Below are 21,225 nucleotides of genomic sequence, written 5' to 3' on the forward strand. Positions count from 1 at the left end.
ATCATGAGAGTACTTATTGAATATACACAAACAGGCAAATACCGTGATCATGCGTGGGAAGCACTAACTATTCGTTCAAAAGGCGAAATTCAAGCTGTGACTCCCTCTTATGCGGCTCAACTTATAGAACAGAACCGCGCCAGCTTATCGACCACTGAAAATCAAGATATCGTCATCCAACCTTAATGAGTTTAGGAACTATCCCTCCCGGTTCTTAAATTCTCTGCTTTACTCGCTTTAGTTATCAATACGATACTGAGAAAAACAGAGTTTGATGACATAAAAAAAACGCTGCACGGATGCAGCGTTTTCTTGTTTCTAGAGTATCTTATTTCTAACGTAGATAGCTTTTGACGTAGATAGCTTTTAACGTTGACTTAGATAGCCTCTAACGTACATAGATCTTAACGTAAACAGCTTCTAATGTAGACAGCTTCTAATGTAGACAGCTTCTAACGTAAACCGTCTAATTATTTTGGCAGGTTTTCTAACGCTTCAACCATCGTCATTAATTTGTCTACAATTCTTTCGCCATCCACTCTCAAACCATTGTGTTCGTACTCGTTGGTGATCCACGCTTTCGAATTTGGAATATTCGCCAGTGTTTCACGGCTGTAATTCAGCTCTACATACATATCATCCGCGTAAACCGCACATGCCATTGGAACGGTATTCTTGCTTAGCTGTTCAGCGTTGTACAAAGTGCCCCAATCCGATTTTTCAGCCAGAAGGTTGGCCGCTTCACGCAGTGGCTTCAACGTTTCTAGTTGGTCGAACATCCATGGGTACACCATTTCTCCGGTAAACCAGAACTCGTTACCCGATTGGTAGTTAAAGTGTGGGTACTGCTCGCGTACTCGGTGTGCAGACCAGTTAGACGCTGCACCTTGGCAGTAAATCGATTCATGTAAAATCGCGTAGATTGGGTTCGTTAGGTAGCCCTGCTCTTGCTGCATTTGATTTAAGAAGCTGTAGCTCAACTGCTTGCTTCCGTTCACTTCGACAAACGCACTCTCCAGTGTGAAATACATTGGAAGGTTTGCTTCGCCGCCACCAAGATTAATACCTATTAGCTGGAACTGTTCAACTGTGAACACCTGACCGTTTGGCAGTCTCACATCGTTGTTGAGCAGGTAATCAGAGATCTCGCGACACATAGCTTGTGCTTGTGGGAACTGAGCAAAGAAAGCTCTGTTTTTGTCTTCTACACGCTTGTAAGTCGCACGATAAACATCGTCAGCTTCTCGTTCAATAGAAGGAATGCCGCCCGTCACATAACAACGCTGCAAGCTCTGTGGGAACAGTGACAAATAGCTCAGTGTACAGAAGCCACCAAAGCTTTGACCAATCGTCGACCATTGCTTAATACCAAACTGTTCACGAATCGCTTCAGCGTCACGAACGATGTTATCCGCTCTGAAATGCGTTAAGTACTCAACTTGTTGTTCTGGAGACAGATGCGCCAATGTTTCATGGCTGATCACGGTGCTGTTGCCAGTACCACGTTGGTCAAGAAGCAGAACACGGTAGTTTTGCAATGCACGCTTTAACCAACCCGATTGCCCGCTAACACGTGGAGAAGGGAAACCTGGGCCGCCCTGAAAGTAGATCAGCCACGGCAGCTCTTGCGCATCTTTAGCGAGATCAACCAGCTCACGTGCGAAGACTTGGATCTGTTGTCCATCTTTGGCTTGATAATCAAGTGGCAACTCGAAAGAGTGCTGACGATACAGGGTGGTTCCATCAATAAAGTTAGCTTGCACGCTTCATTCCTTTTTATCTGATTCTAAAGTCATTGGTACGAATAAAAATGGCGCCCTTTGGCACCCTTATGAGCAAGATACGCATAGTAGCTTATAAATGAAACCGTTTGTTTAACATGAATGTGAACGTGCTTCGTTTAAATGTTCAATTACCTCTCAATGGGTAACAGCGTGTGTCAAAACAGTCAGTTTAGAAGAGGTTGATCCAGCGAGAGAGCAAAAGAATGAGGTAAAGCAAAGTCCAAAGCGTGAGGCAAATAAAAAGAGCTTAACGAGGTGAGGATACGTTAAGCTCTTTGGTTTTATCTGTGTTGATAAACTAACTCGCTTATTTGCCGTTAATCTATCGAACCTGTTAGTTCTAATGAACCTAATAAATCTAGCGACTACGAAGCCGTCAGTTCACCGGCACCTTGAGTCGAGCGTTCGCTGCTCTGAACTAGGATTGCGGTAGCGGTCTCTTTCAGTGCCGCCCACTCTCCATCATCCACCTCAATGCCATCGTTCCATGCTTTCTCTTGAGTTTTAAAAAGCGCTTCCGATTCAATGTGTGTTTGGTAGCCATCTGACAAACGTTCGATATCGAAATCCTGGACGGAAAGTTCGATGGTCATATTGTGGATATGTTCGACCGATGCCAGTGGCAAATCTGATAAAAACAGTTCTGGTGCAACGCAACCACGATTAAGCACATACAAAGTGCTCTTAGGGTTAGAGCCGTTATCCCAACGTGCCATGCACGCGATACCTTTCGCAGCCAGTTTTACAAGCTCGCTATACGCCAACCAACGGTTGTGGCAATTATTTAGCTCAATTTTCAGCGTCTTCTTACCAACCATTTTTTCAATCGAATAGTCCATAATCACAGGAAGATGACACGCCAAACTCGCCTTGTGCAGGTCGACTTCAACCGTATTATCACTGCGCACTTGAATATCGACAGGGCGGTCGTCCTCTAGCCCGATGAAGTTGCTCGCACTGTTAAAATGACGAACACCATCCAAACCGACCATTTGTAAATCTGCCACCATGTTCGCTATCACATCAGCTTCACCACATGTACGACGCATCCCCAGAAAGGCTTTATTGACGGCCGCTACCAGTTCATTGTGAGAAACGATCATAACGATTTACCTCCATGCTGGCCTTTCGAATTTGCGCTGTGAATATCTGCGCCGTAAGCATCTGTGCTGTGAATTGAAACATTTTGCGAACCAGACAGTTCAGCTTCACTTGGTAATATTGGGAACACCCATTCGTCCTGATGAATCTCATCAAGCAGCGGTGCGCCTTGGAAAAACGTTACTCGTACCCAACGGTCTGAGCGAGGATCAAACTTAGTCGCACCAAACATTGCTAGCTTACAACGCAGTAAGTGCATTGGTGGCGAATCTTGATGCAGCACATTCATTTGAATGTCGCCCATCGCTTTGTTACCTAGCGTCCACACACGGCGCGCAATTGCACGGTGTTGCGGCTGTTTAACAAGGAACTCAGCCAATGAAAGCTCAGGCGCGAATTGCAATAAAGCATGGTACAAACGGTAAGCTTGACGGCCAATATCCAACGGCAGTTCACGCTCTTCACCCAGCTCTTCACCTCGAACACCGAGTCTTGGCTCTTCTTTGTCTTGAGAGCGATACCAGAACCAGTAGTTGTTTTCTGCTTTAGTAAAGTCGGTCGTGATCGCCCAGCGATACTTCTCTTCTAGTACAACCAGAAGGTCTTGAATCTTTTTGCCGCTAGGAAGCGACAGTGTTTCGCTGCAATTCATTTGCTCTTGATGGGCGTCCACTAATTCTGGGTACAATTCCATCAAGCATGAGATAAGGATTTCTTGGGCTTCCATACTCATGTGCTTAGATTGTTCGACTAACTGTGCCCATGTATCGCACAGGCTGACAGAAGCTTCTAATGATTGTTCTGTGTGCTTCAAATCATCAACAGCGGCTTTGTTCAGCTCTTGCTGTGTTTCATTGATGGTAACGACTTGTTCTAAATGACAAATCGCTTTTTTAACTAAGGTACGTAGTGGCTCGATCAACGCCGTATCAGTCTGACTGGACAACACGTCCGCCAATGCATGTTCACGGGTTGTCATCCACTGATCGACAATACTAGGGTGGTTAATCAGGTATGGCGCCATACCTAAACCAGTCGCATTACCAACACCAAGGTAACGTTGTAATCCTCGATGCAAGGTAATCGCTTGTTCACCGCCCTGTTGTTCGGCTAGGTAATGAACCCAATCTAGGCTGAACTCACGCAGCATATAAACTGCACACATTTGCGCACTAAATGACTGATTAAAATCTTCATTTTTCTCTAAGATTTTAAAGTCTGCAATGCCAAATTTGCCATTCCCATAAACGGCAGTGGTTCGTAGGATGTAGCCTACTTCAGCCAGTTCTTTTGGCGTTGGTTGAACACCTTTCGCCAAGTGACTCACAATGTGTTCAAACACACGTACACTTTTGTTTGCACGCGCTAAAACAAGTACGTTATTTGGATTACGGCCGGCTTCTTGAAGCGGTACATTCGCACGAAGTCTTTCAAGTAGGGTGACATCAACATCACCAAGAACAAGCGCAAACGTTACGTCCCACTTTTCAGCAATTACACGGTCATTTCGTTCGTCATCTGCAATTTCATCGCAAAAAACAACCAAATGATAAACATGGTTTGGCGTCGCTAGCTTATAGATAACATGACCAAAACCTTGAGCGTCTAATTGCCACTCATGTTTCGTCACTTTCCACTCTTGCTGCGCCATTTTACGAATCAAAGTTCTCACGAAGCTGATGCGTGTTTGGTGCATCGCACCTAGCCTTTCCGGTGCCATGACAACCGTTGCGTCACGTAATGCTGATTCAGTGTAGGTAGAACGATGTGCATCCATTTTGCTCACCACCTTATAGTTATAGGGTTTTGCTAGCCATTCAGAACCGATCGTTGCCGTCATTTGAAGCATTCGTTATTACAGTATGCTGGTTAGCTTTCACGTTATGTGGGGCAAGCGAGCTCGCCCCTTATTATTTGTCCTGACTAGATCGATTGACCTAAATACTTTGCCGTCCGGTGTATCTTCACCAGTACAGTTTTGCTGTTCCTTTCGGAATTTTTGCATCAGCCTTCTTTCGAAGGCTGATTTTTCTTATTTAATCAGTTTCTTGTTTTACAGAGCTCTTGTCTTACAGAGCCCTTTTCTTTACAAAATCTGCTCTTTAAAAAACCTATTCTTTAAAAACCCTGTTCCTTCGCCATCTTGATTGCGATTTGAGGCGCATTCCAAAGCGATGGCAGTAAGATTATGGACACCGGTACCGCTGTGATTACAATGAACGATTGCAGCGCGGAGATTCCGCCTGAACCTAGGGAAATCAGAATCAATGCTGTTACCCCCATCATCACACCCCAGAAAGTACGAATAATTGCGTTAGGCTCTGTCTCACCACTGACTACCACACTGATGGTGTAAGTCATTGAGTCACCTGTCGTTACGATGAAGATCGTCGTCAAGATCAAGAACAGAATAGAGATAAGCATTGGCATTGGTAGTTGCTGAGTTACTGCCAGTAGCGCGCCAGGTAAGTTAAAGCCTTCGAACGCTTTACTTACGCTGCCTGGGTCTGCAATTTCAAACGCTAGACCAGAACCACCTACAATGGTGAACCAGAAACATGTTACAAACGGCGCAATAAGACTGATGGTTGATACCAATTGGCGAATACTACGACCGCGTGAAATACGTGCGATGAAGATTGCCATCATTGGTCCGTAACCTAAGAACCAACCCCAGAAGAATACTGTCCACCAGCTCAACCAACCTTCGTCACCACGGTATGTTGCCATTGGGATGAAGTTGTCTATCATGCTGCCTACACCTTGGATGTAGCCATTGAAAATGAAGTTTGTTGGGCCGAAGATCAGGATGTAGACCATCAATGCCATTGCTAAAATTACGTTGTAACGGCTTAGCATTTGCATCCCGCGGTTAAGACCACTTAATGCAGACAATGTGTAAAGAACGATAGCGAACAAGATGATGATCAGCTGTGTCGTGAAGCCATCTGGAATACCAAACAGTTCGTTCAGGGCGTAGCTCACTTGTAGGCCTAAGAAGCCAATCGGACCGATGGTGCCCGCTGCTACTGCAACAATACAACATGCATCAATCAATGCGCCGGTATGGCCTTTCAGAGCTCTTTCACCTAATACAGGGTAAAGAAGAATACGAGGTTTAAGCGGTAAGCCTTTGTCGTAGTGAAGGTGCATAACCACGATAGACGTTAAGCTACCAACGATTGCCCATGCAAGAAAACCCCAGTGCATGAATGATTGTGATAGAGCATTCACCGCGCCTTGTTGTGCATTTTCTTGTGCGCCGTACAACGGTGGTGGGCTCACGTAATGCGCGATAGGCTCTGCTGCCGCCCAAAATACGCCGCCACCCGCAAGTAGTGTACAGAAGATGATTGCCATCCAGCGAAAGCCATCCATCTCAGGCTTATCGATGCCACCTAGGATAACCTTGCCTGTTCGCCCTGCCGCTAGGCCAAGACCAATAAGAAAAGTCAGAAGAAGAAGCATTTGCCAATAAGGACCGAACACTTTTACAGACCAAGCAAAACCCGTGTTTACTAGGCTTGATAACAGCTCGCCATCAAACAAAGCAAGGGCTACGAACAGAGCAATAAAGCCGCCGCTGTACCATAGTGCTGGGTTGGTTAGTCCTAATTTGTCTGAAGTAGATTCAGACTGTGTATTATTGTTTGCTGTGTTTGTTTGACCCGCATTTACGTTTGAAGATTTCACGCTATTGGTTAAATCAGACATACTCTGACTCCAGAGGTTTCTTTGCAGCTGTCACTTTAATGATGACTACAAGAGGTGTATTTAACACCTGCCCTATTGTTTTTTGTGTTGGGCAGGCTAATCCATGTTTGGGTTACCGCGTTGCGAAATAGACCGTTGTTCCTTTTGAATAGTGAAATTGGTTAAAACAGCACGTCTAAATGAACGTTTATTAGAAGGCTGCTAATTCGATGATTGCTAGTGAAAAAACACTTAACCCTTGCTTTGAGGCTCTAGGCCATCTTTCAAGAAGTTAAACCAGTTTTCTCCCAAGACTTGCCCAGCTTCAGACTCGCTGAAACCATGGCGCATCAATCCGTTATAGATGTTTTCCATACCCGCACTACCACAGAACCAAGGCAGCGCATCTGGCCAACCTGAGTTGTTTGCAGAGCCTTCGCCATAGTCCATTGCTTTAGACCAACGACCATTTCTCATCCATTCAAGAACGGCTTGAGGTTGGTTTAAGCATAGGTCACTACCAATACCTAGGTGTTCTACGCCAACCATGTCAGCGGTAGTCGCAACCATTTGGCAGAAATCTTCCAACGTACATTGGCTGCCATTTGGTAGATGGAATGGGTATAAGCTGAATCCGATTAAGCCACCGCGTGCGGTTAGGGCTTTAATCACATCGTTTGATTTGTTTCGTAGTGCATCATGAGCAAACGTTGGGTTCGCATGGCTAATACAAATAGGACGAGAAGACAGGTCAATCGCCTCAAGCGTTGAACGCTCAGCACTGTGAGACATATCGATGATCATGCCCACTCGGTTCATCTCTTCGATGGCCTGTTTACCAAAGCGCGTGATGCCTGTGTCGTTCTGCTCATAACAACCCGTCGCCAGTAAGCTTTGGTTGTTGTAAGTAAGCTGCATGATCAAAAGACCCTGCTGACGCATCACTTCGATAAGACCAATCTCATCATCGATTGGCGAACAGTTTTGAGCACCTAGAAAAATGCCGACTTTGCCTGTCGCTTTTGCAGTTTCAACATCAGCCATTGAATGAATCGGCATAATAATGTCTGCATTTTGCTCGAATCTTAGGTTCCACTCAGCAAAGCGAGATAAGGTTTCACGAGCTGTTTCGTGGTAAACCGCGGTAGCGTGAACTGCTGTAATGCCGCTCGCCTTTAGTGTTTGGAAATATTCTCTGTTCCAATTGCAGTATTGCAATCCATCTATAACAATCCGTTGCTGGTACATAACCACTCCTATTGAAAGCTCAGTGTTCTAGCTCGGTTTTGAAAACACGCTCAAATAACATGTTTTCAAAAATGGGTTAAATCACTTACTGGGTGCTCAGTCTTTGAAATCTACATTGATTGAGCGGAATTGGGTTTGGATGTTGGCCTGACTCTGTGAATCAGGCCAATTCGATAGCTGGATAGCTAGAGACTTAATATCTTCAGCTATCCAATTCTTATATAGAAAGCTGCTTAGTAAGGACGCTGGTAAGCTGTCTTCACCACTGTGTAGAACTCTTTCGCGTATTGACCTTGCTCACGAGGACCGAAGCTAGACTCTTTACGACCACCAAACGGTACGTGGTAATCGGTGCCTGCTGTTGGTAGGTTCACCATCACACAACCTGTTTGCGCTTGTTGCTTGAACATTGCGCTAGTACGTAGGCTTTGAGTAATGATGCCGCCCGTTAGACCAAAGCGAGTATCGTTTGTTGTCGCAATCGCTTCTTCTAGGTCAGCGACACGAATCACGCTTGCCATTGGTGCAAACACTTCTTCTTGGTTCACTTCCCAATCGTTCTTAGTGTTCAAGAACAGCGTTGGAGACATGTAGAAGCCTTCGTGTTTCATGCTTAGGCGTTCACCACCGAATGCGAGCTCACCGCCGCTTTGACGTGCTTTCTCAACCCAACCTAGGTTTGCTTCAAGTTGGTTTCCGTCAACAACAGGGCCCATGAACACGCCGTCTTCTAGTGCGTGACCCACTTTCAGCTCGCTCATACGCTTGATCAGTGCTTCAACGTATTGGTCGTGAATGCCATCCATAACCACTAGACGAGAAGATGCTGTACATTTTTGACCTGCGCCAGAGAATGAACCTGCAATCGTTGCATCAACGGCTGTTTGGATATCAGCATCATCAGCAACCACAAGTGCGTTCTTACTGCCCATTTCTAGTTGGCAACGAACGAAGTTTGGCGCTGTAGCCGCCGCAACCTTACGCCCTGTATCAACAGAACCAGTAAAGCTCACACCGTTCACTTCTTTAGAGTTGATCAGTGCATCACCTACTTTTGAACCACTACCCAGTACAAGGTTAAACGTACCTGCAGGCATACCTTGACGGTGGATGATTTCAGTTAGTGCAACCGCACTTGCTGGCGTTAGGTTTGCTGGTTTCCAGATAACGCTGTTACCGAAGGCAAGCGCTGGAGCGATTTTCCAAGCTGCTGTTGCCGTTGGGAAGTTCCAAGGAGAGATGATGCCGATAACACCCACCGCTTCACGAGTCACTTCTACAGAAACACCTGGGCGTACTGATTCTGCGTTGTCGCCAATTTGACGAAGCACTTCTGCCGCAAAGTACTGGAAGAACTGACCTGCGCGGTAAATTTCGCCACGACCTTCAGCAAAAGGCTTACCTTCTTCACGAGAAAGCAACGTACCTAGCTCATCACAACGTGCAATCAGCTCATCACCGATTGCTTGAAGTACTGCTTGCTTACGTTCAATCGGCGTTTTTTCCCACTCTGGTTGAGCGTGCTTTGCCGCTGAAATCGCCTGTTGAACTTGGTCAGCACTTGCTTGTGCGAAGTTACCGATGTTTTCCGAAATATCTGATGGGTTAATGTTCGCAACGGTGCTTACACCCGCTTGCCATTCGCCGCCAATGTAAAGTGCGTTTTCTGCTTGAACATTCTGTAATTGAGTCATCATTCTGTCCTTGTAACGGTTAGGTTGCGTTTGAGCCTGGCAACCATCTGATTAATGAATAAAACGTTAATTTATATAAGAAATAACGTTTAAATCTTGTATCTAAAGCTGAACCAAGACGCTTGTATCAATAAAGATCTTTACAGACAAATAGCTTTAATCCGCAAATTGCCTCAGTTCACAGTATCTTTATTCAGGTTGAGAGGCTGATGCGTAAACCACGAACTCAACCAACATTTCTTCTCTTGCTAACCCTGCAACGACGACCGCAGCACGGTTTGGATAAGGTGCATTGAAGTATTCTCCGTATACGCTGTTGACCGTTTTTAGATATTCACGGTCTGTCACGTAAATCAGAACTTGCAGCACTGAATCCATAGATTCGCCTGCACACTCCAACGTATGAACAAGGTTGTTAAAAGTCTGACGCGTTTGCGCTTCGATACCGCCTTCTACTACTGCGCCAGTTTCATCAATTGGAATCTGCGCTGTGTATAGAGTGCCGTTATTAACGATTGCCCACTCTAGTGGTGCTTTTGAAGCGAAAAGCTCGGTTTTTACTGGGTGTTTTTTAGTTTGTGCGTTCACGATTCCATCCAACTTTGTAACAACTATGTTTCAAGATGGTTAAATACTGCACCTTGACGGCTGATAAATCTAACGGTAAATTTTGTGCATTTGATAAATAAAATCTATCACCTTTAAAAAAGTAAGGTATAGCAAGGCCTAGAGAAGGATTCCTGTCATGAGTATTAAGCTACAACAGTTAAAACATTTTGTTTTAGTGGTCGAAGAAGGCGGATTTAGAGCAGCATCTCACCGAGCAAATCGCTCGCAAGCGGCACTTTCAACATCGATAAAAGAGCTAGAAAAAATTCTCGGCCAACCACTGTTTGAAACGGGCAACAAATCGACGCTGACACCTTTTGGCGAAATATGTTTACCGAAAATCATTCAATTCTTAAATGTTTACAAGGCATTAGATAACGACCTCCGTGCTGCAGCAGCTGGCCAACAAGGGCGAGTTCGAATAGCGAGTGTCCCTTCAGTGGCCGCAAAACTTATCCCTAGTGTTTTAGGGGCTTTTTGCGAAAAGTACCCCAATGTTGAGGTCAGCTTAATTGACGATAATGCGGCAGGTGTGGAAGCGAGATTACTCTCTGGAGAGGTGGATGTTGCCCTCGGAAATAGCTCCCATTTAGAAGAAGAGAGCATCGATTTCACGCCTTTGCTCTCTGACCCTATTGGTGTGGTCTGCCTCAAAGATAACCCCATCGCCTCTCAACGAGAGGGAATAGAATGGCAAACTTTGTTAAAACAACCCTTCATTCGCAACGGTACTTGTACCCTACTTGACCCAACACCCGCACGAATGCTCAGCGAACAGGCTCTGTATTCAGTAGAGAACATCACTTCGTTGTTTTCGGTGTTAGAACTCGGGATAGGCGTCACCACGCTGCCTAAACTGGCTTTCCCAACCAATGAAACCCGTTTGGTGTGGATCCCATTGATTGACCCGCCCTTACAGCGTCAGATCGGTATTTTCAGATTGGCTGACCGTACGATCTCGCCACAAGCACAAGCCTTTCATGACTTGTGTATTCAATACCTAAGCTATGAAGAGTAATAGAAAAACATGAATGAAGGCGCTTCCTATAGGCCTATTGATACGACAAACATCTTTAGATTCCGATTATTTCTGTATTGAAACTGTTACTTCTGGGTCGATGCTCTGCGAATTCGTCCGATAATAATTCGACCCAACCTCAGCGATACCTCTATTTTTGAGTCAATTAACCCGTACTTTCCATCTGTATGTATGTTTTCTCGCCCTTATCATTGACCCTAGATCTTGTTGCATCAGCGGTTGGGTGATGAATTTTCAATCAAATTTTCATCTTGAACCCGGTGCTGGGCGTGTTGATTCGCGTTCCAATACATCAATAATGAAAATATGATAACGATATTAAAAAATATTAGCTTAATGATAAGGAGCACCATACTGCTATTTCACTACACAAACGAAACCTTTCAATATCAACAAAATCTTGGTTATACCCCGCTTCGAATACCAACCCGTCATCACATTTAGAAAAGACTCTAAGTCATTGAATATACTTACTTGACAACATTATATCCTGATATTTTTTCACTCTAATTTTCTGGGTAAAACCTCCCTTTTCTCGCTATAAACAAAGCATTTTAAATATTCATGGATTTAATAATAGAACTATTACTTTCATAAATGAAAAACACTCATTTCAAAAATGGAATTATTGATGCCGATATTTGTCGTTTTGATCACATAATTTTAGGCGTAGTTTATATTTTGTCGAAACGATAGCGAGTTAGTTTTTAACGTTTAATTTCGTCAGGAGATATAAAGCCAGGAAGATTATTTCTTTGTTAACAAGTAAAGGTTTATTAACAAGTCAAATTGCTATTAACAAGTAAGTGCTAGTAACAAAACATATTCAAACTGTGTTTTATATTGACTTACACTGTTAAATATAAGGTTTTATTATGAGGCTTAATGGGATAAGTAGCGACATCCTTGTTGCTGCTAAAAGAGTTGTTCTCTGCCAAATAGTATTAGCCGTCGGTGTAGTTTTATATGAAGTGTTTTTTGGTAATAAAGTAGATATGGAGTCTTCAGCTTTGGGTGTCGTAATCGCGATGTTACCACCGCTGTTTGGTTTTATATATGCAAGCCTTAAGGTGCACAAGAATCCTAATTATAGTTTACGTGACTTAATGCAAATGAGTCGTGTCGTGAAAATAACCTATACGTTCTTAATGTTTATCCTGGCATTCCAGTTTTTTAAATTGGATAACCCAGTAATATTATACGCGTACATTTTCACAATGATTGGGTACTTCTTAACACCATTTATTACTGCCTCTACAAGATCGGAGTACGTGTAGTATGGATCAAGTCACTACCGCTCACGAATACATAGAGCATCACTTAACCTTCTTAACTACAGGTGATGGTTTCTGGGCGTTCAACATTGACTCAATGTTGGTATCTTGGATCACGGGTTTACTGTTTATTGGAGCTTTTCGATATGTAGTGACCAAGGGCACTAGCGGTGTTCCAGGTCGTTTTCAATGTTTTATCGAGCTTATCTTTGATTTCGTTAACAACCTAGTCAAAGAGATTTTTCAAGCGGAGGATAAATTAATAGGGCCACTGGCATTAACCACTTTTGTTTGGGTGTTGTTAATGAATGCAGTCGACCTATTGCCTATAGATTTAATACCAGGGTTAACTCGTGTAATGGGTTTAGAACACTTTAGAGACCTACCGACAGCGGATGTAAATATCCCAATGTCGATGGCACTCGGTGTGTTTATTTTATTGTTAACTTATACGTTTAAAAATAAAGGTTTGAAAGGCTTTATCAAAGAGCTAACTACTCAGCCATTTGATAACCCTCTTTTATATCCTGTTAACTTTGCTCTTGAATTAATAACATTAATTTCAAAGCCAATATCACTAGGCTTACGATTATTCGGAAATATGTATGCAGGCGAGATGATATTCATCCTTATCGCACTAATGCCTTGGTGGATGCAATGGGCACTAAGTGTTCCATGGGCCTTATTCCACATATTAATCGTATTCTTACAAGCATTTATATTTATGGTACTGACCGTTGTTTACTTAGCAATGGCAACAGAAGAACACCACTAATTAATAACTAAAAAATTAACTAACACATTATTTATCGGAGATACAAATGGATATCGTAAGCGCAGTTTTATATGTAGCAGGTGCATTACTGATCGGTTTAGGTGCAGCAGGTGCAGCATCTGGTATTGGTAACTTAGCAGGTAAATACCTTGAAGGTGTTGCTCGTCAACCAGACCTTACTCCAATGCTTCGTACTCAATTCTTCATCATGATGGGCCTTGTGGATGCTGTACCGATGATCGGTGTTGGTATCGGTCTATACATCATCTTTGCCGTGGCTTAATTAGAAGCTTTGAAAAGATCGATTTGTAAATAATCAAGATTTAGTGAGGAAGGTATGAACTTAAATGCCAGCATGTTTGGTCAAGCAATCTCATTCGTGATTTTTGTTTGGCTATGCATGAAATATGTATGGCCCCCTCTCACCGCGATGTTAGACGAGCGCCAAAAAGAAATCGCTGATGGTTTACGCCACTCAGAGAATGCAGCGAAAGAGCTAGAACTAGCAAAATCAAATGCCGCACAACTCGTCGCAGATGCGAAAAAAAATGTGACCGAACTGATTGAGCAAGGCAAAAAACGCCGCAACGAAATCATCACCTTAGCTCACCAAGAAGGTGAGCAAGAAAAGGCACGCATCTTAGAACAAGGTAGAGCTGAGCTAGAAGGCGAACGTCAAAAGTTACGCCGTGAACTTCAGGCGGATATGGCAGACGCTGTTATTCAAAGTGCACAGAAATTGATCAGCAAAAACCTAGATTCTGAAACGAACCGAGCGTTAGTTGATCAAATGATAAGCGAACTCTAAACGGAGGCAATATGTCAGATTACACCAATATTGCTCATCCCTACGCTAAAGCATCGTTCGACTTTGCTTTAGGTGAAAACAAGTTACAAGAGTGGCACTCAATGCTGTCCATTCTTGTAACGGTAGCGGAAGAAGAAACGATCGCTAAACAGATTTCATCAGCAGAAGGTGTTCACACACAGCAATCTGAAGAACTGGTCAATCTCATCATTCACGTTTGCCAAGGACTCGTTGATGACCACGTCATTAATCTCATTAAAGTCTTGGCTGAGAATGGCCGTCTTGCAGTGATCAGAGACTTGTTTAACTTGTTCAGCGACCTAAAGGACGAACATGAACGTGTAATCCCTGTCACTGTCACCAGTTCAGAATTGCTTACACAAGATCAAGTTACATCACTCACTGCTGCACTTGAGAAGAAATTAGAGCGTCAGGTTGAAATGGAACAGGTTATTGATGACTCGCTGGTTGGCGGGATCGTCATCAAGGCGGGTGAAACCGTCATCGATGGTTCTTTGAACACATCAATTAGCCGATTAGCCCATCAACTTCACGCGAGATAGGTAACAATTATGCAATTAAATTCAAATGAAATCAGCGATCTAATCAAAGATCGCATCTCGAAGTTTAATGTGAGCACCGAAGCTCGCAACGAAGGCACCATAGTCTCGGTTCGTGATGGCATCATTACTATTAATGGCCTTGCGGATGTCATGCAGGGTGAGATGATCGAGCTTCCAGGTGGCAAATACGCTCTTGCTCTTAACCTTGACACGCACTCAGTCGGTGCCGTGGTTATGGGTCCCTACACTGACCTCTCTGAAGGTATGAAAGTGAAAGGTACTGGCCGTATCTTGGAAGTACCAGTCGGTAACGGACTTCTTGGCCGTGTAGTAAACACATTAGGCGAGCCAATCGATGGCAAAGGCCCAGTGAGTTGTGACCGACTCGACCCAGTTGAAGTGATTGCTCCCGGCGTAATCGAGCGTAAGTCCGTCGATCAGCCAATTCAAACCGGTTATAAAGCCGTTGACACCATGGTGCCTATCGGCCGTGGTCAACGCGAACTTATCATCGGTGACCGTCAGACAGGTAAAACGGCGCTAGCCATCGATGCAATCATCAATCAAAAAGATTCTGGCATCAAATGTGTGTACGTGGCTATTGGCCAGAAAGCCTCCACTATCGCAAACGTTGTTCGTAAACTCGAAGACCACGATGCGCTTAAAAATACCATCGTTGTTGTTGCATCAGCATCAGAATCAGCAGCGCTTCAATACCTAGCACCCTATGCGGGCTGCACCATGGGTGAATACTTCCGTGACCGCGGTGAAGATGCATTGATCATCTATGATGACCTATCAAAACAAGCCGTCGCTTACCGTCAAATCTCATTGCTACTGAAACGCCCACCGGGTCGTGAAGCCTTCCCTGGCGACGTATTCTACCTCCACTCACGCCTACTAGAACGTGCAGCACGAGTGAATGCGGAATATGTAGAGAAGTTTACGAACGGTGAAGTAAAAGGCCAAACAGGCTCACTGACGGCGCTTCCTATCATTGAAACTCAAGCGGGTGACGTATCTGCGTTTGTACCAACCAACGTAATCTCAATTACTGATGGTCAGGTTTTCCTACAAACCCAACTGTTTAACTCAGGCCTACGCCCTGCTGTTGACCCAGGTATCTCGGTATCTCGTGTGGGTGGCGCAGCGCAGTGCAAGATCATCAAGAAGCTGTCTGGTGGTATCCGTACATCATTAGCTCAATACCGCGAATTAGCCGCATTTGCTCAGTTCTCTTCTGACTTAGATGACATGACGCGTAAGCAGCTTGACCATGGTGAGCGTGTAACCGAACTGATGAAGCAAAAGCAATACTCGCCGATGTCTGTCGCTGAGCAAGCAACGGTTATCTATGCAGCAGAAAAAGGCTATTTGGCTGACGTAGAGTTGAACAAAATTGCACGTTTTGAAGAAGAATTGATTGCTTACGCAAAAGGTCAAAACCCAGAGTTGTTCGACACCATCAACGCTAATGGTGACTACAACGATGAAATTGATGGCGCTCTTGCAAAGCTTCTCGGTGACTTTGTAGCGTTGAAAGCTTGGTAAACGCTCCGGTTTGTTGGCTGGAAATCAAAACAAATTAGGAGCAGATAATGGCAAATACTAAAGAAATTCGCACCAAGATAGGCAGTGTTAGTAACACTCAGAAAATCACCAGTGCAATGGAGATGGTTGCGGCAAGTAAGATGCGTAAGGTTCAAGACAATATGACGCTAACACGTCCATATGCGGAGAACATGCGCAAAGTTATCTCTCATGTCGCATCAGGGTCGCTGGAATACCAGCATCCCTACCTTCAACAGCGTGAACCAAAACGCGTTGCTTACATCATTATTTCGTCCGACCGGGGCTTATGTGGTGGCTTGAACTCGAACTTGTTCAAGAAAGTGTTAGAAGAAATGGAGCAATGGCGCACCAAGGGAGTCGAGGTAGAAACAACCTTAGTGGGATCTAAGGCTATCTCGTTCTTCCAACGCAGCGGCAATGTTATCGCGCAAACGTCAGGCCTTGGTGACGCGCCTAAATTAGAAGACATTTTAGGTACGGTTAACGCGATGCTAGGGCATTACGACGACGAAAAAATCGACAGCTTGTATCTCGTTTATAACCAGTTCATCAACACCATGGTTCAAGAACCAACGACCTTGCAGTTGCTGCCACACCCTTCAGATTCTGAGGCCGATGGAGGCGCGAAAAAAGCACGTCGTTGGGACTACATCTATGAACAAGCACCAAGAGACATCCTCTCTGAGCTGTTACATCGATACATTGAATCGCAAGTGTATCAAGGCATCGTAGAGAGCATTGCCTGTGAGCAAGCAGCCCGAATGGTGGCCATGAAAGCGGCGACCGATAACGCAGGCCAACTCATCGATGATTTGCAGTTGGTATACAACAAAGCGCGACAGGCTGCCATCACCCAAGAACTGAGTGAAATAGTCTCAGGTGCTCAAGCTGTCTAAAGGCAGAAAAGAGCGGGTTAAGAATAGAATTTGAGGATTTAGAGATGAGTGTTGGAAAAATAGTTAAAGTTATCGGCGCGGTGGTAGACGTCGAGTTCAGCGGCGGCAACAGCCCACGCGTTTATGATGCATTGAAAGTGACTAGCGAGGAAGCAAGCTCGCTCGTATTGGAAGTTCAGCAACAACTGGGTGGCAGTATCGTTCGTTGTATTGCAATGGGTACGTCAGATGGCTTGCGCCGAGGCCTAACTGTTGAAAACACCGGTTCTCCAATCACCGTTCCTGTGGGCGAAGAAACCTTAGGCCGTATCATGAACGTTCTTGGTCAGCCTATCGATGAATGCGGTGAAATCGGTCAAAAAGAAAGCTACGAAATTCACCGTGAAGCACCCTCTTATGAAGAACAAGCAAACAGCACTGAACTTCTTGAGACCGGCGTTAAGGTTATCGACCTTATTTGTCCGTTCGCAAAGGGCGGTAAAATCGGTCTGTTCGGTGGTGCTGGCGTAGGTAAAACCGTCAACATGATGGAGCTTATCAACAACATCGCAAAAGCCCACTCAGGTCTCTCTGTATTTACCGGTGTTGGTGAGCGTACTCGTGAAGGTAACGACTTCTACTACGAGATGAAAGAAGCCGGTGTACTAGACAAAGTGGCCATGGTTTACGGCCAAATGAACGAGCCACCGGGAAACCGTCTACGTGTTGCACTTACAGGCCTGACTATGGCTGAGCGCTTCCGTGATGAAGGTCGTGACGTACTGCTGTTCATTGATAACATCTACCGTTACACACTTGCGGGAACAGAAGTATCAGCACTGCTGGGCCGTATGCCTTCAGCAGTAGGTTACCAACCAACACTCGCTGAAGAGATGGGTGTGCTTCAAGAGCGTATCACTTCGACTAGACAAGGCTCTATCACGTCTATCCAAGCGGTATACGTACCTGCGGATGACTTGACCGATCCATCACCGGCAACAACCTTTGCTCACTTAGATGCGACCGTTGTACTGTCTCGTAATATCGCGGCATTGGGCCTCTACCCTGCAATCGACCCATTGGATTCAACATCTCGCCAATTGGACCCGCTTGTGGTTGGTCAAGAGCACTACGACATTGCACAAAAAGTCCAAACAACGCTGCAACGCTACAAAGAGCTAAAAGACATCATCGCGATTCTTGGTATGGATGAGCTTTCAACTGAAGATAAACAGACGGTATCTCGCGCTCGTAAGATTGAACGTTTCTTAACTCAGCCTTATCACGTAGCCGAAGTGTTTACCGGTCAGAAAGGCGTATTTGTACCGCTAAGCGAAACACTAAGAGGCTTTAAAGGCCTGTTAGGCGGCGAATATGACGATATCCCAGAGCAGGCATTCTTGTACTGTGGTTCTATCGACGAAGTGCTTAACAAAGCAAAATCACTCTAAGAGGCAGGTGCACCATGGCTATCGGAATTACAGATAATACATTTCAACTTAATATTGTAAGTGCGGAAGGTACGCTGTTTTCAGGTCCAGCGTATGCCCTAGCCGTTTCTGGCGCTGATGGTGAGCTGGGGATCCGCCCCGGTCACTCCCCGCTTCTCAGTAAAATAAAGCCAGGCGTGACAGTGTTTGTCACAGACCCTAAATCAGAGGGGCAAGTGCTTTATGTTTCTGGCGGGATGCTAGAAGTTCAGCCGGATGTGGTAACGGTGTTAGCCGATACTGCCCTGCACGGCCAAGATATTGACCGCGCTCGCGCAGAAGAAGCGAAATATGCAGCTCTAGAAAATATCAATAAAGGCAATGTAGACATCAACTTTGCACAAGCTCAGCTAGAACTCGCAAAAGCCGTTGCCCAGCTTCGCGCATCAGAACTGACGTCTTCTCGCACTCGACACTGAGAATAGAACTTAGATGCTTAATGCTTGATGTGTAAATAGTCTACCCACTTAAACATGATTTAAGTGGGTAGACTACATCAGGAACCCTTCTCTCCCTTCCAACTTCCTCTGCCTTTCAACCGTCCCTGGTACATCCTTTTCCACCAACGTTTACACCATTATCTCTCTGCAAAACGCGCTTGGTGCGGATCAAGTTCATGACCAAGAGGTTGTGTGAGTGAATGATATAACTCAGGCTTACGACCACGAATCCAGCGTCTGCCAGTACACATATCTAACTCTTCTGCTTTTAGCTCTGCAATCACCATATCGTTATCAACACTATCGGTCTCAGTGATGATTTCCCCATAAGGACTTAGGATCATCGCATTGCCTGTTCTGACTTCATCCATATCAACGCCGACACCATTACTAAACACCACAAACATGCCATTGTCGTGCGCTCTTGCAGGCAACCAACGCATTAACCACTCGCGGCCATTCTTGCCCTGCATTTCAGCACGAATCGCTTCTGGGTTTTCATCTCGGTTAAACCATAACTCTGGGTCAATACGCTTCATCGCATTCGGGCTTCGTGAATGACAACCGCCCGTTTGGTGTGGCGCAATCAATATATCTGCCCCTTTCAAAGCAGTGATCCTGACATTTTCGACCAAGTTGTTATCCCAACAAATCAAGATACCAACTTTGCAACCATGCGGCGTATCGAACACCGTGTATTGGTCTCCACTGCTCATGCGAGAGCTAACAAAGGTATGCAGTTTACGGTGTCTCTGAACTTCTCCATTTGGCATCGCGAACACATAAGTGTTGTATAACTCGCCATCCACACCCTGCTCTATCAAACCAGCCCCAACACTCATTCCAAACTGTGTTGCCAGTGCAATCAGCTTTTGAGTCGATTCACCGTTCGGCACAGGTTCCGCTAGCGCTTCAATCTCATCTCGCGACAAAGCAGACACATGCCAGTAGCCAGTGATACACATCTCCGGGAAGCTGATGATCTCCACAACACTTTCTGCAGCGTGTCGAACATATTGCTCTATAACCGATAAGTTATACGCCTTATCACCTGCGTGGTGGTTAAATTGAACCGACGCTACTTTAATATCTCTCTTCATGATTCGTCCTCAAACTTCGCTTTTTCTGATTTGGTCTGGACTCAGTATAAAAAATCGATTCAATTCCATATAATGAAAAATATTCTCAATTCAATGAGCATTTGGAATGGAATTTGATCTACTGAAGGCATTTTGTCAGCTAGCTAAATCAGGCAATTACCGTTTAGCGTCAGAGCAGCTCTACATCACTCAATCGGCACTCACTAAAAAGATTCAACGACTTGAATCCAACATTGGGGCATCTTTGTTTTCTCGTGGCAGAAATGGCGCAGAGCTCACGCACGCGGGGAAAACGTTACTGGCAGAAGCCCAACGTTTGGTTCATTCAATGCAAGCGTTTGAGCAGCTGTCAGGCTCTGTGGTCAAAGGGACTCAGGGACATTTGAACATTGGCTTTGGCGTGTCTACTTATCATGAAGCACCCAAGCTTATTGCGGCTTATAAACAACAATACTCAGACGTTCATATCACGTTAAATGACACCCCTTCTAAGCAACAAACAGATGAACTGTTAAACCATGAACTCGATATCAGCTTCAATCGGATACCAGAATCATCGGATTTAGAAAGCTTATGGCTTTTCAATGATTCGCTTGTGATTGCAGTACACAAAGATCTTCTCAAACAAGCGTCAGGTAACGATCAGGTTCTCTTTGAGTTATCGAAATGGCCTTATCTAAAATTGGCTCAGCACCGTGGCCCCGGATTAGACAGACAGATTCAACAATATTGTCTTGCCAATAAAATCGACTTATCAAAGACGCAAGAAGCCGACGATATTCTGACCTTGCTGGCGTTGGTTTCTGCCAATATCGGTTTCACCATAGTACCCAGCAGTGCGCAGTACATTAGTAACACCGATGTGGAATTCATTGCGTTAGAAGGTGAACACGCCACTTGGCCAGTCGGGTTGATATGGAATGGAGAGAGTGAAAACCCACTCAGGGATAGGTTTGTAGAGTTTGTGGCTCATCAAAAATAAAATTAGGTCAGGACCTAATTTACACCTACAAAAAAGGCTCACTAAATAGTGTAATGCCGTTCGGATAAGCATTATTGCTTGAACCTGAACGGATATTTGGCTGGGACAAAGAGGACTGAACGTGGAAACGTTCGGTCCTTTCTTTTATCTGGAAGAATGAAGTGACTCAAACTGTCTC

Annotated in this window: 20 protein-coding genes; 12 read left to right on the forward strand and 8 right to left on the reverse strand. The window is 44.8% G+C overall.

Annotated elements, in window-relative coordinates:
* Positions 1–3 precede the first annotated feature (3 nt).
* Positions 4–186: a hypothetical protein gene (locus tag L3V36_RS13960; RefSeq protein WP_004730424.1), complete on the forward strand. Its 183-nt coding sequence runs from the start codon at positions 4–6 to the stop codon at positions 184–186.
* Between the two features lie 284 nt (positions 187–470).
* Here L3V36_RS13960 and L3V36_RS13965 read toward each other — a convergent pair whose 3' ends face one another.
* The 7 genes from L3V36_RS13965 to L3V36_RS13995 all read right to left on the reverse strand — a co-directional run bounded on the left by L3V36_RS13965 (position 471) and on the right by L3V36_RS13995 (position 10,108).
* Complete coding sequence (locus L3V36_RS13965) at positions 471–1,763, reverse strand: alpha/beta fold hydrolase (RefSeq protein ID WP_208774913.1); 1,293 nt, start codon at positions 1,761–1,763, stop codon at positions 471–473.
* A gap of 386 nt (positions 1,764–2,149) precedes the next feature.
* A complete protein-coding gene (locus L3V36_RS13970) occupies positions 2,150–2,887 on the reverse strand; it encodes a DUF3726 domain-containing protein (RefSeq protein WP_004730420.1) in 738 nt (245 codons plus the stop codon).
* Entirely contained in the window at positions 2,884–4,725 is a 1,842-nt protein-coding gene (locus tag L3V36_RS13975) for a hypothetical protein (protein ID WP_208774914.1), read from the reverse strand. The genes L3V36_RS13970 and L3V36_RS13975 overlap by 4 nt, the downstream gene beginning before the upstream one ends.
* Before the next feature lie 278 nt (positions 4,726–5,003).
* Positions 5,004–6,599 carry a BCCT family transporter gene (locus L3V36_RS13980; protein ID WP_004730416.1) on the reverse strand — a complete coding sequence of 532 codons (1,596 nt, stop codon included), beginning with the start codon at positions 6,597–6,599 and terminating at the stop codon, positions 5,004–5,006.
* 231 nt (positions 6,600–6,830) lie between these two features.
* A complete protein-coding gene (locus tag L3V36_RS13985) occupies positions 6,831–7,826 on the reverse strand; it encodes a membrane dipeptidase (protein ID WP_004730415.1) in 996 nt (331 codons plus the stop codon).
* Positions 7,827–8,059: 233 nt separating this feature from the next.
* Positions 8,060–9,520 (reverse strand): aldehyde dehydrogenase family protein, encoded by a 1,461-nt coding sequence (locus L3V36_RS13990; RefSeq protein ID WP_004730413.1) that lies wholly within the window; start codon positions 9,518–9,520, stop codon positions 8,060–8,062.
* Between the two features lie 189 nt (positions 9,521–9,709).
* Positions 9,710–10,108: a RidA family protein gene (locus L3V36_RS13995; RefSeq protein WP_004730412.1), complete on the reverse strand. Its 399-nt coding sequence runs from the start codon at positions 10,106–10,108 to the stop codon at positions 9,710–9,712.
* Positions 10,109–10,265: 157 nt separating this feature from the next.
* Between L3V36_RS13995 and L3V36_RS14000 the strand changes: the two genes are divergently transcribed.
* The 10 genes from L3V36_RS14000 (at position 10,266) to L3V36_RS14045 (ending at position 18,944) form a co-directional block, all read left to right on the forward strand.
* A complete protein-coding gene (locus L3V36_RS14000) occupies positions 10,266–11,147 on the forward strand; it encodes a LysR family transcriptional regulator (protein WP_004730410.1) in 882 nt (293 codons plus the stop codon).
* 896 nt (positions 11,148–12,043) lie between these two features.
* Positions 12,044–12,445 (forward strand): hypothetical protein, encoded by a 402-nt coding sequence (locus tag L3V36_RS14005; protein WP_004730409.1) that lies wholly within the window; start codon positions 12,044–12,046, stop codon positions 12,443–12,445.
* A 1-nt stretch (position 12,446) separates the two neighbouring features.
* A complete protein-coding gene (gene atpB, locus L3V36_RS14010; protein ID WP_208774916.1) occupies positions 12,447–13,217 on the forward strand; it encodes a F0F1 ATP synthase subunit A in 771 nt (256 codons plus the stop codon).
* Positions 13,218–13,263: 46 nt separating this feature from the next.
* Positions 13,264–13,500 (forward strand): F0F1 ATP synthase subunit C, encoded by a 237-nt coding sequence (gene atpE / locus L3V36_RS14015; RefSeq protein ID WP_004730405.1) that lies wholly within the window; start codon positions 13,264–13,266, stop codon positions 13,498–13,500.
* Between the two features lie 54 nt (positions 13,501–13,554).
* On the forward strand, positions 13,555–14,025 hold the full coding sequence (locus tag L3V36_RS14020; protein WP_108117753.1) for a F0F1 ATP synthase subunit B: 471 nt from the start codon (positions 13,555–13,557) through the stop codon (positions 14,023–14,025).
* A gap of 11 nt (positions 14,026–14,036) precedes the next feature.
* Positions 14,037–14,588 (forward strand): F0F1 ATP synthase subunit delta, encoded by a 552-nt coding sequence (locus L3V36_RS14025; RefSeq protein WP_004730398.1) that lies wholly within the window; start codon positions 14,037–14,039, stop codon positions 14,586–14,588.
* Between the two features lie 9 nt (positions 14,589–14,597).
* Complete coding sequence (atpA, locus tag L3V36_RS14030; protein WP_009844932.1) at positions 14,598–16,139, forward strand: F0F1 ATP synthase subunit alpha; 1,542 nt, start codon at positions 14,598–14,600, stop codon at positions 16,137–16,139.
* Between the two features lie 47 nt (positions 16,140–16,186).
* Positions 16,187–17,056, forward strand: a complete 870-nt coding sequence (gene atpG, locus L3V36_RS14035; RefSeq protein WP_009844931.1) for a F0F1 ATP synthase subunit gamma — start codon at positions 16,187–16,189, stop codon at positions 17,054–17,056.
* Between the two features lie 44 nt (positions 17,057–17,100).
* Positions 17,101–18,486, forward strand: a complete 1,386-nt coding sequence (gene atpD / locus L3V36_RS14040) for a F0F1 ATP synthase subunit beta (protein ID WP_004730394.1) — start codon at positions 17,101–17,103, stop codon at positions 18,484–18,486.
* Between the two features lie 14 nt (positions 18,487–18,500).
* On the forward strand, positions 18,501–18,944 hold the full coding sequence (locus tag L3V36_RS14045; protein ID WP_004730391.1) for a F0F1 ATP synthase subunit epsilon: 444 nt from the start codon (positions 18,501–18,503) through the stop codon (positions 18,942–18,944).
* A 158-nt stretch (positions 18,945–19,102) separates the two neighbouring features.
* Here the strand turns inward: L3V36_RS14045 and L3V36_RS14050 are convergent, their stop codons facing one another.
* Positions 19,103–20,065, reverse strand: coding sequence for a nitrilase family protein (locus tag L3V36_RS14050; RefSeq protein ID WP_208774918.1), 963 nt, complete (start codon positions 20,063–20,065; stop codon positions 19,103–19,105).
* 106 nt (positions 20,066–20,171) lie between these two features.
* Between L3V36_RS14050 and L3V36_RS14055 the strand changes: the two genes are divergently transcribed.
* Complete coding sequence (locus L3V36_RS14055) at positions 20,172–21,047, forward strand: LysR family transcriptional regulator (RefSeq protein WP_102446716.1); 876 nt, start codon at positions 20,172–20,174, stop codon at positions 21,045–21,047.
* Positions 21,048–21,225: the final 178 nt, after the last annotated feature.

Origin of the sequence: Vibrio sp. G-C-1 (assembly GCF_021728015.1) — a bacterium.
GTDB classification, from domain to species: Bacteria; Pseudomonadota; Gammaproteobacteria; order Enterobacterales; family Vibrionaceae; genus Vibrio; species Vibrio splendidus.

Excerpts from the sequence above, each read along its gene's own strand:
- L3V36_RS13960 (WP_004730424.1), top strand. The coding sequence starts at position 4 with ATGAGAGTACTTATTGAATATACACAAACAGGCAAATACCGTGATCAT.
- L3V36_RS13970 (WP_004730420.1), bottom strand. The coding sequence starts at position 2,887 with ATGATCGTTTCTCACAATGAACTGGTAGCGGCCGTCAATAAAGCCTTT.
- L3V36_RS13975 (WP_208774914.1), bottom strand. The coding sequence starts at position 4,725 with ATGACGGCAACGATCGGTTCTGAATGGCTAGCAAAACCCTATAACTAT.
- L3V36_RS13980 (WP_004730416.1), bottom strand. The coding sequence starts at position 6,599 with ATGTCTGATTTAACCAATAGCGTGAAATCTTCAAACGTAAATGCGGGT.
- L3V36_RS13985 (WP_004730415.1), bottom strand. The coding sequence starts at position 7,826 with ATGTACCAGCAACGGATTGTTATAGATGGATTGCAATACTGCAATTGG.
- L3V36_RS13990 (WP_004730413.1), bottom strand. The coding sequence starts at position 9,520 with ATGACTCAATTACAGAATGTTCAAGCAGAAAACGCACTTTACATTGGC.
- L3V36_RS14000 (WP_004730410.1), top strand. The coding sequence starts at position 10,266 with ATGAGTATTAAGCTACAACAGTTAAAACATTTTGTTTTAGTGGTCGAA.
- L3V36_RS14005 (WP_004730409.1), top strand. The coding sequence starts at position 12,044 with ATGAGGCTTAATGGGATAAGTAGCGACATCCTTGTTGCTGCTAAAAGA.
- atpB (WP_208774916.1), top strand. The coding sequence starts at position 12,447 with ATGGATCAAGTCACTACCGCTCACGAATACATAGAGCATCACTTAACC.
- atpE (WP_004730405.1), top strand. The coding sequence starts at position 13,264 with ATGGATATCGTAAGCGCAGTTTTATATGTAGCAGGTGCATTACTGATC.
- L3V36_RS14020 (WP_108117753.1), top strand. The coding sequence starts at position 13,555 with ATGAACTTAAATGCCAGCATGTTTGGTCAAGCAATCTCATTCGTGATT.
- L3V36_RS14025 (WP_004730398.1), top strand. The coding sequence starts at position 14,037 with ATGTCAGATTACACCAATATTGCTCATCCCTACGCTAAAGCATCGTTC.
- atpA (WP_009844932.1), top strand. The coding sequence starts at position 14,598 with ATGCAATTAAATTCAAATGAAATCAGCGATCTAATCAAAGATCGCATC.
- atpG (WP_009844931.1), top strand. The coding sequence starts at position 16,187 with ATGGCAAATACTAAAGAAATTCGCACCAAGATAGGCAGTGTTAGTAAC.
- atpD (WP_004730394.1), top strand. The coding sequence starts at position 17,101 with ATGAGTGTTGGAAAAATAGTTAAAGTTATCGGCGCGGTGGTAGACGTC.
- L3V36_RS14045 (WP_004730391.1), top strand. The coding sequence starts at position 18,501 with ATGGCTATCGGAATTACAGATAATACATTTCAACTTAATATTGTAAGT.
- L3V36_RS14050 (WP_208774918.1), bottom strand. The coding sequence starts at position 20,065 with ATGAAGAGAGATATTAAAGTAGCGTCGGTTCAATTTAACCACCACGCA.
- L3V36_RS14055 (WP_102446716.1), top strand. The coding sequence starts at position 20,172 with ATGGAATTTGATCTACTGAAGGCATTTTGTCAGCTAGCTAAATCAGGC.